The 12,954-nt window shown below is 63.4% G+C and carries 13 protein-coding genes; 2 read left to right on the forward strand and 11 right to left on the reverse strand.

Going from position 1 to position 12,954, the window contains the following annotated elements; all coding sequences use genetic code 11:
• Positions 1–17 precede the first annotated feature (17 nt).
• Positions 18–836, forward strand: coding sequence for an ABC transporter substrate-binding protein (locus tag GOW72_RS11450; RefSeq protein ID WP_170366938.1), 819 nt, complete (start codon positions 18–20; stop codon positions 834–836).
• Between the two features lie 6 nt (positions 837–842).
• Here GOW72_RS11450 and GOW72_RS11455 read toward each other — a convergent pair whose 3' ends face one another.
• From GOW72_RS11455 to GOW72_RS11495, 10 genes are all read right to left on the reverse strand, one after another.
• On the reverse strand, positions 843–1,715 hold the full coding sequence (locus GOW72_RS11455) for a helix-turn-helix transcriptional regulator (protein WP_170366939.1): 873 nt from the start codon (positions 1,713–1,715) through the stop codon (positions 843–845).
• Positions 1,716–1,841, reverse strand: coding sequence for a hypothetical protein (locus GOW72_RS19035; protein ID WP_280525655.1), 126 nt, complete (start codon positions 1,839–1,841; stop codon positions 1,716–1,718).
• A 13-nt stretch (positions 1,842–1,854) separates the two neighbouring features.
• Positions 1,855–3,117, reverse strand: a complete 1,263-nt coding sequence (locus tag GOW72_RS11460; protein ID WP_170366940.1) for a c-type cytochrome — start codon at positions 3,115–3,117, stop codon at positions 1,855–1,857.
• Positions 3,118–4,326, reverse strand: coding sequence for a formate dehydrogenase subunit gamma (locus GOW72_RS11465; protein WP_170366941.1), 1,209 nt, complete (start codon positions 4,324–4,326; stop codon positions 3,118–3,120).
• A gap of 71 nt (positions 4,327–4,397) precedes the next feature.
• Entirely contained in the window at positions 4,398–4,991 is a 594-nt protein-coding gene (fdh3B, locus tag GOW72_RS11470) for a formate dehydrogenase FDH3 subunit beta (RefSeq protein WP_005983764.1), read from the reverse strand.
• A gap of 11 nt (positions 4,992–5,002) precedes the next feature.
• Complete coding sequence (locus GOW72_RS11475; protein WP_170366942.1) at positions 5,003–7,897, reverse strand: formate dehydrogenase subunit alpha; 2,895 nt, start codon at positions 7,895–7,897, stop codon at positions 5,003–5,005.
• Positions 7,898–8,026: 129 nt separating this feature from the next.
• Positions 8,027–8,215, reverse strand: a complete 189-nt coding sequence (locus GOW72_RS11480) for a twin-arginine translocation signal domain-containing protein (RefSeq protein ID WP_005983760.1) — start codon at positions 8,213–8,215, stop codon at positions 8,027–8,029.
• A gap of 61 nt (positions 8,216–8,276) precedes the next feature.
• Entirely contained in the window at positions 8,277–8,888 is a 612-nt protein-coding gene (locus GOW72_RS11485; protein WP_170366943.1) for a TorD/DmsD family molecular chaperone, read from the reverse strand.
• 4 nt (positions 8,889–8,892) lie between these two features.
• Positions 8,893–9,462 (reverse strand): DUF3306 domain-containing protein, encoded by a 570-nt coding sequence (locus GOW72_RS11490; RefSeq protein ID WP_170366944.1) that lies wholly within the window; start codon positions 9,460–9,462, stop codon positions 8,893–8,895.
• Positions 9,459–10,013 (reverse strand): DUF3305 domain-containing protein, encoded by a 555-nt coding sequence (locus GOW72_RS11495; protein ID WP_170366945.1) that lies wholly within the window; start codon positions 10,011–10,013, stop codon positions 9,459–9,461. The genes GOW72_RS11490 and GOW72_RS11495 overlap by 4 nt, the downstream gene beginning before the upstream one ends.
• Positions 10,014–10,265: 252 nt before the next feature.
• On the opposite strand from GOW72_RS11495, the gene GOW72_RS11500 reads away from it, so the two are divergent.
• Complete coding sequence (locus GOW72_RS11500) at positions 10,266–12,221, forward strand: 4Fe-4S binding protein (protein WP_170366946.1); 1,956 nt, start codon at positions 10,266–10,268, stop codon at positions 12,219–12,221.
• Here the strand turns inward: GOW72_RS11500 and GOW72_RS11505 are convergent.
• Positions 12,215–12,943, reverse strand: coding sequence for a c-type cytochrome (locus tag GOW72_RS11505; protein ID WP_170366947.1), 729 nt, complete (start codon positions 12,941–12,943; stop codon positions 12,215–12,217). The two genes, GOW72_RS11500 and GOW72_RS11505, sit on opposite strands and share 7 nt — an antisense overlap.
• Between the last annotated feature and the right edge of the window lie 11 nt (positions 12,944–12,954).

Genomic DNA, 12,954 nt, shown 5'->3' on the forward strand with positions numbered 1-12,954 from the left:
ACAACCGGAGGCAATCCATGTTTCGCGCAGCAATCAAAAGCGCAATGATCCTGTGCGGGCTGTTGGCCGGTCCGGCAGCGGCCGAAGAACCATTCATTGTCGTGCAGTCCACGACATCGACGCAGAATTCCGGCCTTCTGGACTTTATCCTCCCGGGGTTCGAGGCGGAAAGCGGGATCGATGTCCGTGTTGTGGCCGTGGGGACAGGGCAGGCGATCCGAAACGCGATCAACGGCGACGGTGACGTTCTGCTGGTGCATGCCAAGCCAGCGGAAGAGCAATTCGTGGCCGACGGCTGGGGTGTCGAGCGGCGGGACGTGATGTACAACGATTTTGTCTTGGTGGGGCCGAAATCGGACCCGGCCAAGATCAAAGGCGGCGACGACGCAGTGGCCGCGTTGGCAGCGATCGCGCAGGCCAAAGCTCCGTTCGCGTCGCGCGCGGATGACAGCGGGACCCACAAGGCGGAGAAGGCTCTTTGGAGCCTGTCCGGAACGGACCCGACCTTGTCTTCGGGCGAGTGGTACCGCGAGACCGGGTCGGGCATGGGTGCAACGCTCAACCTGGCTGCGGGCATGGATGCCTATGCCCTGACCGATAGGGCCACATGGCTGTCGTTCGGCAACAAGGGAAACCTTGAGGTTCTGGTCGAAGGCGATCCTCGGCTGTTCAATCAATACGGAGTGATCCTCGTGAACCCCGAAAAGCATCCGCGGGTCCGGGCGGCCGCGGGAAGAAGGTTCATCGACTGGCTCACTGGCCACGACGGTCAGGAAGCGATCGCGGCATACAAATTGAACGGAGAGCAGCTCTTCTTTCCGAACGCGCAGCAATAGGGCCGGTCAGTCACTTGCGCCGTTGTGATGGATCTGTCCCAAGCCGGACAGATCGTATCCGCCCAATTCATCTGCGCGACGCTTGAAATTGTCCGTTCCCATAAAAGTCAGCAGTTTCTGCATCGGCGGATCGAAACAAGACCGCCGCCAGATGGCGAGGTCGAGACGTTCGGAATGGGTCGGAACGAAGCCCAACCCGTAGAGTCGCGCCAGGGCTCCGATGCCGAATCCTGCCTCGGCCTTCCGGTCATGCAGAGCGATTGCCAGTTCCTCTTCGGTGCGGGCGCAAGTCGGCAGGGCGTCAAGATCGGCGCGGCTCAGGCCGCAGCTCTCCAACTGGGCATCGAACAAGTGCTGACTGGCGGCACTGTCCTGGCGCAGAACGACACGGCGGCCTTTCAGATCACCAAAATCGGAAATTCCCTGAACCTCGGGGGCCAGCAATAGGCCGCGCTGGCGGCTTGCGACCTCGTACAGTACCACGGGCGCCTCTCCCAGCGCACCGCGGACGGAATTGACGTTGAACCCGCCCGGTTCATGGATGTGCAGTACCGCGGCTTGTGCGTCACGTCGCGCAAGGCGGTTCAGCCCGTCGAATGAGCCGTCGTAATAGGTAGCCAACCCCGAGCCGCTTTCGCGGAGCGCCCAATCCAAAAGGGGGTCATGGCTGCCAGCCACGATGTCGGGCAGCGGCGGTTTGACCGTGTCCGGCCCGGTACGCGACGCATTGAGCCAGGCCAGTACCTCGGCCCGGGGAAAGAGAAGTTTGCCCATCGCTTTCACGCAGGGCACTTCGCCTGAAGACGCCAGATCATAGGCCTTGCGTTCGCCAATGCGCAGCAGGTCCGCCAACTCTCGTGTGGTCAGGAATTCGGACATTCAGTCTAGTCGCACCGAGGAGCCGGTCTGTGTCTCGGCCGCTGAGTGTCCGAGTTGCTTCAAAACCATCGGTGCGGCGGCGGTAATGACGACCATTGCGGCGGCAGCTGCAAGAAAGGCTTTCATCTTATCCTCCGGCTTAGTCTGCAGGCGCTGTCGCGCTGCGCAGAAATTCAATCAGGTCGGTGCGGTCCTGCGCCTGCGCGATCCGCTGCATCGGCATCTTCGACCCCGGAATGTAGTGGTCCGGTCCCTGATCGAAAAGAGCGTTTATCGTCTGTTCGTTCCAAATGATATCAGACCCTTGCAGCGTTTCCGAGTAGATGTAGCCAGGCAGTGTCCCGGCCTGACGCCCGAATACGCCATGCAGGGTCGGTCCGGCCCGGCGCTGATCGTCCGGCGTCAGGCTGTGGCAGATCGAGCATTTCCGGGCGAACTGCCGTTCTCCGTTTTGCATTTCTTCGGGGTCCTTCAGGAAACTCGGCTCTTGGCTGGCCATCCGTTCCTGTGACCCCAGCGCGGCCACCGGCCAGCTGTACATGGCCTGATCCAGCCCGCCTGCGTGCAGGTTTTCTCCATCGGGGGAAAAGGCCAGTGCCCAGACCGGGCCGCGTAGCGTTGCCCGGAAATCCTGCGCAATCCGCCAGTTCTGCGTGTCGATGACCATGATGTAGCCCTCACCATCGCCCACCGCCAGCAGTGACCGATCCGGGCTGAGGGCGAGCGCAAGGATCGGGCGGCGGTCCAACGTGAAATCACGCTCGGCCCCGGTGGTCAGGTCCAGAATGCGGGTTACGCCATCGACCGCGCCATATGCGATCCAACCGTCTTGCGCGTTCAGGACCAGTTCGTTGATGCCGAAACCATGCTCGACCAGTCGCGCGGATTCGGCCCCGGTCGTCACGTCCCAGACCCGCAAGCTGCCGTCTACCCCGGCGGAGTACAGCGACCGCCCGTCCGGCGCGAAGGCCACCGCATTGACGCCGCTGCCTGTAGGGCCCAGCAGCTTGGCCGCACCGCCCTCGGTTGGCCACAGGCCGATGGTCCCGTCCCAACTGGCAGTCGCCACAAGGGTCTTTGAGGCTGCAAGCCCGACGACCTTGCCCTTGTGCTGACCTACGACCTGTCCACCGGGCCAACGGCGCAGGGTGAAGTCGTCGCCGGCCGAATAGATCGCGGTGCCGTTGAACACCACCGCGTTCACGGCAGCTTCGTGACCTTCCAGCCAGTCCGGCTGCTGCCCGGACCACAGGCCCACGGAATTGTCGAAACTGGCGGTGGCAATGCGCCCGTCCGGGGCTGCGGCGATGTCCATGATCGGCCCACCATGGCCCTTGAGCGTGTAGAAATCCGCCGCCAGCGGCAGCGGCAGCAGGGCCAGCGCCAAAGCCAGCCCGCGCATCTATTCGGCAGGCGAGGCCGCGCCGTCGCTGGCCTCCTGTGCCTTTACCTCTTCCAGCCACAGCGAATGGTGCTCGCGCGCCCATTGCTCTTCGACCTCGCCGGTGCCCATGGCGTCAAACGCGCCCTCCATGCCGACCGAGCCGAGGTAGATATGGGCCAGAATGATGGCGATGAAGGCATAGGCGACCATGACGTGCCAGATCTGGGCATATTGCATCTCTTCCTGCGGAGACATCTGCGTGGGCAGGTCCAAGCCCATCAGTTGGGGCAACCCGGTCGCGTTGGCGATCGAAAACGTCTTGGCGAACATCGGAAGCTCGAACGGGAACAGCAGCGACAGACCCGACAGGCTGATCGAGACGCCAAGCAGAATGCACAGCCAGAAAATGATCTTTTGACCAGCGTTGAATTTCTTGGCCGGGGGGTGGCTGCCTTTGGTGAACAATCCGCCGCCCGCCGCCAACCATTTCAGGTCGGTCCGGTTGGGGATGTTGTGGGCGATCCAGTTCACGGTGATGATGACCAATCCCAGCATGAAGGCCCAGGCCAGATTGTTGTGCAACCACTTGCAGCCTTGCGCGATGGTGGCGAACCCTTCCTTGCCGAACAGTGGGATCAGGAAATCCCGGCCATAGAGCGTCAGCAGACCGGTCAATCCAAGTATCAGGAACGAGCCGGCAAACAGCCAGTGCCCGAACCTTTCAAATCCTGAAAACCGGGTGACCGTGCGGCCTGTTTTCTCGCCGTCGATGCGGATGCGGCCGCGGATCAGGAAAAACAGAAGCAGAACGACCAGCATCCCGCCCAGAATGTAGGTTCCGTATTCACGCAGCGGACCGGTGCGGAAAGTCCACCACCACATGCCGCCATCCTGGATCAACACGCCGGCAGCAGGCCCCTTGGTCGAAACGGTGACATCGGCTGAGCCATAGCGGATGGCGCGATACACATCACTGTCCGAAGCCACACCGCGTGTACCCAACTGACCCAGCAACCCTTCGGCATTGCCTTGCCCGGTATTCTGTGCGCGATAGCTGTTGTCGACCTTCTCGCCGCGTTGCCGGGCCAGAATATCCTCGAGCGTCGTGGCGCCACCGGTCTGCGCGCGCGGGGCATCGGTTGGTTCGTCTGTGCCGGTCGTGTCCTGTGCAAGCGCGCCGTGCGCGATCCCAAGTGTCAACGTCAAAGCCAGAAAAATGCGCAGCATCGGAACCTCGGTATCAATCCAAAATCGGGTGACCCACCTGCGCGGGTCACCCGTGTTGTCAGGCTGAGGTCTCAGCCGTCCTTCTGGTCGTAGGCCGTGCCCCAACCCCAGGCGCCCGAGCCGAACCCGCGCGCCACGACGCGTTCGCGGTAGATGGCCGAGACCACGTCGCCGTCACCGGCAAGCAGGGCCTTGGTCGAACACATCTCGGCGCAGATGGGCAGTTTGCCCTCGGCGATCCGGTTGCGGCCGTATTTGGCGAACTCTGCGGTCGAGTGCGTTTCCTCGGGGCCGCCGGCGCAGAAGGTACATTTGTCCATCTTGCCGCGCGATCCGAAGTTGCCGGCCTGCGGGTATTGCGGCGCGCCGAACGGGCACGCATAGAAGCAATAGCCGCAGCCGATGCACAGGTCCTTGGAGTGCAGGACGACGCCTTCTTCGTTCTGATAGAAGCAGTCGACCGGGCACACCGCCATGCAAGGCGCATCCGAACAATGCATGCAGGCAACCGAGATCGAACGTTCACCCGGTTTGCCGTCATTGATCGTCACCACCCGGCGGCGGTTGATGCCCCACGGGACCTCGTGTTCGTTCTTGCACGCGGTCACGCAGGCGTTGCACTCGATGCAGCGTTCAGCGTCGCAGAGAAACTTTGCTCTAGCCATTGTCGTCCTCCTTACGCTGCCCAGATCTTGCAGAGAGTCGCTTTGGTCTCCTGCATCTGGGTCACTGAATCATAGCCATAGGTCTGGGCGGTGTTGGTGCTTTCACCCAGCACGTACGGGTCGGCGCCTTTCGGGTATTTCTCCCTCAGGTCCGCGCCCTGGAAATGGCCGCCAAAGTGGAAGGGCATGAAGGCCACGCCGGCACCGACCCTTTCGGTCAGCATCGCCATCACCTTGACCTTGCCACCCTCGGGACCTTCGACCCAGACCTGCGATCCGTCGCGAATGCCAAGGTTGTTGGCGTCACGCGGATTGATCTCGACGAACATGTCCTGCTGCAGCTCGGCCAGCCACGGGTTCGACCGTGTCTCGTCGCCGCCACCTTCATATTCGACCAGACGACCTGACGTCAGAATTATCGGGTAATCCTTTGAAAAGTCGTTCTTCTGGATCGAAGCATACAAGGTCGGAAGGCGATAGGCCTGGCGGTCCTCGTAGGTGGGATAGTCGGCCACCAGGTCACGCCGCGGCGTGTACAGCGGCTCGCGGTGCAGCGGGATCGGATCCGGGAAGGTCCAGACCACGGTGCGGGCCTTGGCGTTGCCGAAGGGCGCACAGCCATGCTTGATGGCCACCCGCTGGATGCCGCCCGACAGGTCGGTCTTCCAGTTGGTCTTGGGCCCGGCCACGGCGTCGATGGCCGCGCGTTCCTCGGCCGTCAGGTCGCCATCCCAGCCCAGATCCATCAGCATCTGCATCGTGAACTCGGGGTATCCGTCCTGGATTTCCGAGCCGACGCTGTAGACCCCTTCGGCCAGCAGGTTCTGACCGTCACGCTCGACGCCGAAACGCGCGCGGAAGGTCAGGCCGCCCTCGGCCACCGGTTTGGACATGTCATAGAGGTTTGGCGTCCCCGGATGCCCCATCTCGGCGGTGCCCCAGCAGGGCCACGGCAGACCGTAGTATTCGCCGTCATTCGGACCGCCCACCGCCTGCAGCGTCGTTCTGTCGAACGTGTGCTGGTTGGCCATATGGCTTTTGATCCGCTCTGGCGACTGACCGGTATAGCCGATCGTCCAAAGCCCCGCGTTGAACTCGCGCGTGATGCTTTCGACATTCGGGGTTTCGGGGTCCTCCATCTCGATATTGCGGAAGAACCGATCCGCCCAGCCGAATTTGTTGGCGAACTTGGCCATGATGACCTCGTCCGGCAGGCTTTCGAACAGCGGATCGACCACCTTGTCGCGCCACTGCAGCGAGCGGTTCGAGGCCGTGACCGAGCCACGGGTTTCGAACTGCGTGCAGGCCGGCAGCAGATAGACGCCATCGGTCCGGTCATGCAAGACCGCGGAAACGGTGGGATACGGGTCGATCACGACCAGCATGTCCAGCTTTTCCATCGCCGTCTTCATTTCGACCATCCGGGTCTGCGAGTTGGGCGCGTGGCCCCACAGAACCATGGCGCGGACGTTGTTGGGCTGATCCATGTTCTCGGGATCTTCCAGAACACCGTCGATCCAGCGCGAAACCGGGATGCCCCGTTCGTTCTGCAGCGACTTGTCCTTGCCGTCCTTGTCCTTGACCATTGCGAACTGGCCAGCCAGCCACTCCGGTTCCTCGCCCCAGACGCGGGCCCAGTGACCCCATGCGCCTGCGGACAGGCCGTAATAGCCGGGCAGGGTGTGGGACAGAACGCCCAGATCGGTTGCGCCCTGCACGTTGTCATGGCCGCGGAAGATGTTGGTGCCGCCACCAGAAGTGCCCATGTTGCCCAACGCCAGCTGCAGCACGCAATAGGCGCGCGTGTTGTTGTTGCCGTTGGTGTGCTGGGTGCCGCCCATGCACCAGATCACGGTGCCGGGACGGTTGTTGGCCAGCGTCCGCGCCACGCGCTTGAGCTGCGATCCCGGCACGCCGGTGACGCGCTCGGTCTCTTCAGGGGTCCAGTTAGCGACCTCCTCGCGGATCTGGTCCATGCCCCAGACACGGGTGCGGATGAACTCTTTGTCTTCCCAGCTGTTGTCGAAGATGTGCCACAGGATGCCCCAGATCAGCGCCACGTCGGTGCCAGGGCGGAATCGGACATATTCGTCGGCATGGGCCGCGGTGCGCGTAAAGCGCGGATCGCAGACGATCAGCGGGGCGTTGTTCTGCTCTTTCGCGCGCAGAACATGCAGCAGCGAGACGGGGTGCGCCTCGGCCGGGTTGCCGCCGATGATGAAGATCGCCTTGGAATTGTGGATGTCGTTGTAGCTGTTGGTCATGGCGCCGTAGCCCCATGTATTCGCAACACCCGCAACGGTGGTCGAGTGGCAGATCCGCGCCTGGTGATCCACGTTGTTGGTGCCCCAGTAGGCCGCGAACTTGCGGAACAAGTAGGCCTGTTCGTTGTTATGCTTGGCCGAACCCAGCCAATAGACGCTGTCAGGCCCGCTTTCCTCGCGGATGCTCATCATGCCGTCGCCGATCTCGTTGATCGCCTCTTCCCAGCTGATGCGCTTCCACTCGCCACCCTCTTTCTTCATCGGGTATTTCAGGCGGCGCTCGCCATGGGCGTGTTCACGGACAGCGGCCCCCTTTGCACAGTGAGCGCCCAGGTTGAACGGGCTGTCCCAACCGGGTTCCTGCCCGATCCAGACACCGTTCTGCACTTCGGCAACCACGGTACAGCCGACCGAGCAATGCGTGCAGACGGATTTGATGTTCTCGACAGCCGTGTTGGCTGCGGTCTGGGCGCTGGCGGGCGACACGGTTCCACCCGTGGCGCTGATCGCGGCCAAGCCGCCGATCGTAAGGCCCGAGCCACGCAGGAACGCGCGGCGATCGACGCTTTTTTCGCCGATTTGGGACAGGATACTTGTCCGCTGGGGGCGTCTCGCAACCCCGTTGGTCTTTTTCCTAAGCATTTCCTTCCTCCCTTGCTGGCCATGTTGATCATGGCTGGCTTGGTGTTTCGAAATCGACGTCAGGGCCAATCGCAACCGTCAGCCGAGTGTGACCACGTCCGGACTTGCGCCGGGCGTCGCCGGGGCGGCCTAGAAGCGCGCGCTGTCGAAATAGGCGCGGGTATGCGCCGTGTCCTGAATGCGGGTCTCGTCCGAGGGTTGCTCGGCCGCTTCCGCCTCGGTTCCCAGGCTGGCCGCTGCAACGGCTGCCGGGGCCGCGGTGCCCGCCAGTTTCAGGAAGTCGCGGCGGCTGGCGCCGGTCTCCTTGGTCTTGCTCATGGGATCCTCCTTTCCCATTTGCGGTTCAGCGCCCGCCGGGGCGCCAGCGAATGACGGCCGCCTAATGCGTCGTCATGCGGAAGGCCTCGCGTTCGATCTCCATGAAAACCCGGCCAGCGGTGCCGACCGAGGCATAGAGAACCGAATGCTCGGCTGCTTCCAGGTCCGAGAAAAAGTGCTCGGCCCAGGGGCCGATATGCTTGTTCCAGAACGTCTTTTGATCTTCCAACGCGGCCGGGCCGCCGAAACGGCCGACGATCATGCCGCCCATCATCTCCATCAACGAGGCGATGTTGTCTTCGGGTTCGAACACGTTTGCCGCCCGGGTGATGCCCCGCGCCGCCATGTCGTTGCGCAGCTGCGCCAGCGGTTTCTCGTTCAGGAACCCGGTCAGGTAGAAGCTGGCATAGGGCAGCAGTTCTCCGCGCCCCAGCCCGATGAACAATGCGTTGAACTCGCGCTCGGCCGCTTCGGGCTTGGTCACTTTGGCCACGCGGGCCATGGCCTGAATGGCCTCGCCCAGATCGGTCTCGTCCCCCGACAACGCCGCGATCTGGCTCAGCAGGGTCTGGTCGGGCGGTGTTGCCAGAAGCAGGCCCAGAAAGTTGTAGAAATCCGCGCGCAGACGGTCCTCGGGGGAAATCTCGAACGTCTGCGGGTCGCGAATGTTCATCGGGTCATCCTTCGAATTCGAATTTCATGCGCCGCGGGGCCGGGGGGCGTTCGTCCTCATCCGGTTGGATGGCGTCTGCCACTTCGACAGGGGGCGCGGGCTCGGCTTCAGGCTCGGGCGTTTCGGTAGTCGGCTCGGCTTCGGCCTCGACCGGGTGTTCCTCGGCTTCCTTCTGCTCGGCCAACGCCTCGATATGGCGCAACATGCCTTTGCCCACCTGGTAAGCCGTCTGCAGGTTTTCGACCACGCAGGCGGCGTCGGTGTAGTCCTCACCGTAATCGACCAGCCCGTCCACATTCGCCAGTACCGGGTTCAACCGCCACAAGCGCCGCAAGGCGCGGCGGCGCAGACGGTCCGGCACGGCCTTGTCCATGAAGCCCGAAACATCGTCGCCCGCCTGCAGCAGGTCCGGGTCGGGCAGGTCAAGCTCGGCCAAAACCTCGGCGTCGGTCTTTTCTTCCAGTTCGGCTTGCTGCGCGGCGATCTCCTGCGCGGTCAGGGCCTCTTGTTCGGCATGCGCTTCGGCCTGCACGGCGGCCTTGCGGCGAGACCAGAAATCCTGTCGGGTGCTCATTGTACGGCCCTCCGCGGGGCGCGGTAGACATCCGAGGTCTGGCGGATGCGCGCATCGCCCTTGCCATCTTCTACAAGATCCACCCGTTTCTTGTCGCGGCGGCGTTTGACGAACACCTCATCGCGGTGATGGGCCACAGTGAAATCGCGCACCCAGGCGATCAAGCCTTCGGTCATAGGGATCTTTTCCACGATCTCTTCGCCGGTATCGGCATAGTCCTGCCCTTCATAAGGTGACGCTGTGATCAGAAACGCGTTCAGCGGGCGATCACCTTCGGCATCGTCACGCAGGACAAGATACAGCGATGGCTGGCTGTCCGAGAGATTGGCCATATAGGCCTCGGTTTCGTCGGACCAGAGTTTCAAGGGCAGGGTGGCAGCGTGGTATTCGACCGCATCGCCCTCGCGGCGCAGTTCAACCCAGTCAGCCGGCGGGGCGCCAGGCAGCACCGCGACCGCGCGCCAATTCCACCGGGCCCAGCGGGTGACCCCCGGTGTCTTGCGCACAACGACGCCAACCGGCATTTCGATCTGTTTTGCGGCCTCGGCCACTTTGATCCTCCCCGGAAAAGCTCTCCCCTGCCTTCCCTTAGGTTCACTATGGTACACAAATGGGCCACGTGCCAAGTCCGCAGCGGCCTGAAATGGTCGTGATCTGGAAAAAAATCGTCGCAAATGGGTCGCGGCGACGATCAGCCGACTTTGGCGGGCGAGGCAGAGTTTCTGACCAGAACCGGCCGCCACACGTTGCATGGGCGGCGTTTGGGTCTAAGGTTAGGGGCAAGGAAGAGATGCGGGGGGAACATGGTCACCAAATTGGTCTTGTGCGATTGCGCCGGAAGTCAGGCTCAGGACGGGCAGGGGATATCGGACGCCTGCGGTGCTGAATGCAGCAGGGTCCACACGGCGCTGTGCACCTCCGAACTGACCGCTGCGGCCAAGCTGATGCAGTCGGATGACCAGATCGTCATCGCCTGCGGTCAAGAAGCCCAAGTGTTTCAAGAACTGGCCGAGGAACTGGGCGTGGATCACCCCGGCTTTGTCGATCTGCGCGACCGGGCCGGCTGGTCCGAGCAAGGGCGGTCGGCGATGCCCAAGATGGCGGCGCTGGCGGCCGAGGCTCTGTTGCAACAGCCGATCACGCCCAGCGTGGATGTCATCAGCGAAGGCACCGCCTGCATCATCGGGCCGGGTGAGGTTGCGTTTGACCTTGCACAGCGACTGTCGGACACGATGGCGGTGACGGTGGTCGTCACCGATGAGGCGCAGCCTGACAGCCGGGCCTATGACGTGGTGCGCGCGTGGGTCCGGTCGGTCTCGGGGGCGCTGGGCGGGTTCACCCTGCGGTTGGATGCGTTGCAGCAGATTGATCCGGCCGGACGCGGTCCCTTTGCCTGGACCCCGCCGCGCGACGGTGCGGTGTCGGCCTGCGATGTGCTGATCGATCTGGCGGGGGGTACGCCCTTCGTGACGGCCCCCGACAAGCGCGAAGGCTACCTGCGCGCCGATCCGCGCGATGCGGTGGCGGTTGCCCGGTTGGCCTTTGACGCGGCGCAGCTGGTCGGGACCTTCGAAAAGCCGCTGTATGTCCGGCTCGAAGAAACCCTGTGCGCCCATTCGCGGGCCGGGCAGGTGGGCTGTTCCAACTGTCTGGACATCTGCCCCACCGGGGCCATCACTCCGGCAGGAGACCACGTGGCCATCGACCCGATGGTCTGCGCGGGCTGCGGTGAATGCGCGGCCCTGTGCCCCTCGACCGCGATCAGCTATGAGGATCCGCCGGTGGCGGCCCTGTTGGCGCGGATGCAGACCTTGGCGGCGACCTACCGTCGGGCCGGAGGGAGCGCCCCGCGCCTGTTGGTACATGATGCCCACGGGGCCGAGATGATCCGGCTGGCCGCGCGGTTCGGGCGCGGGCTGCCCGCCGATGTGATTCCGCTGGAGCTGGGTGTGGTGTCCGGCTTTGGACATGCCGAGATGCTGGCTGCCTTGGCTCATGGCTTTGCCCGGGTCGACATCCTGCTGGCCCCGACGACCGAGCGGGATGCGTTGGACCGCGAACTGCCGCTGGCGCTGGCCATCGCCGGAGCGGACGTCGTCGGAGTGATCGACGAATCCGATCCCGATGCGCTGGCCGATCTGCTCTATGCGCAGGACGTGCCGCAGCCTCTGGCCCAACCGGTGCTGCCGCTGGGCAACCGGCGCCAGATCACGCGGTTGGCGGCGCAGGCGCTGCGCCCCGATGCGTCTCAGCCGCTGCCCCTGCCGGAACGCGCGCCCTATGGCGCGGTGGCGGTGGACACCGAAGCCTGCACCCTTTGCCTGAGTTGCGTGTCGCTGTGCCCGTCAGGCGCATTGATCGACAACCCCGACATGCCACAGCTGAACTTTCAGCAGGATGCCTGCCTGCAATGCGGGCTGTGCAAGACCATCTGTCCCGAAAGCGCGATCATCCTGGTGCCCGAACTGGACCTGAGCGACCGTGCGCTGTCGCCGCGTGTTCTGAACGAGGAAGAGCCCTTTGCCTGCATCGAATGCGGTGGACTGTTCGGTGTGAAATCGACGGTCGAGCGGATCATGGAGAAGCTGGCCGGCAGCCACCCGATGTTTGCCTCGTCCGAGCAGGCGAGGATGATCCAGATGTGTGACGATTGCCGTGTCCAGGCGCAGTTCCACAGCGAGAATAACCCATTTACCTCAAAGCCCAAGCCCAAGGTCGTTACCACAGATGACTACTTCAGCAAGCGCAAGGATCACTGAAGCTTGAGCGGCGCCCCCAGGTCGGCCGCGCGGATGGCCGAGACATAGGCCAGAATGGCCTCAAGCTCGTCTTGCGTCAGCCTCAGTGGGTGAATGGGCGGGGGGCGTTCGGGGTTGAAGGGAGCAGTGATCCCTTCGATCTGGGTAAAGGACGGGTGCGGATTCAGGGCAAAGAACGCTTGGAACCGGTTCGACCAGTCCGGCATCGCGCGCAGCACCGCGAAGGACGGCGTGGAGCCCAACCCGTTCATCCGGTTCTGAGGGCCGATCACATGACAGCGCCCGCAATGGGTCAGCGACAGCTTTTCACCCAGCAAGGCGTCGCCTTCGATGGTATCCGACTCGGGCGCAGCGACCGTTTCGAAACTGGCCGAGAACGGGCCGCCCTCGGTCGGTGCAAAACTTTCGACGGTGCGTTTGCCCACGTCGGACAACAGCCAATCCTGAAAGCGGGCCTGCCGCGGGTCGTCCTGAACGCGCAGGTGATAGATGTCGCCGCCGCGCTGAAACACCGGCTGTCCCGGTGGCCCGACCGCCAGAACCATCGCGCCACCTTCCTCCGCGACAACCCGGATTCCGGTCTTGAGCGAGAAGCGCGGAAGAATATGTTTCAAAAGACCCGATCGTGCGACATCTTCCGGCGCGGCCAGACCAATCTCCTCCTGCGACCAAGAGGGGCTGGCGAAGAGCGTCAGGCTCAGGCACAAAAGAACAAAGCGCATGGCCCAGCCTA

This window comes from Ruegeria arenilitoris, assembly GCF_013032855.1.
GTDB classification, from domain to species: Bacteria; Pseudomonadota; Alphaproteobacteria; order Rhodobacterales; family Rhodobacteraceae; genus Ruegeria; species Ruegeria arenilitoris.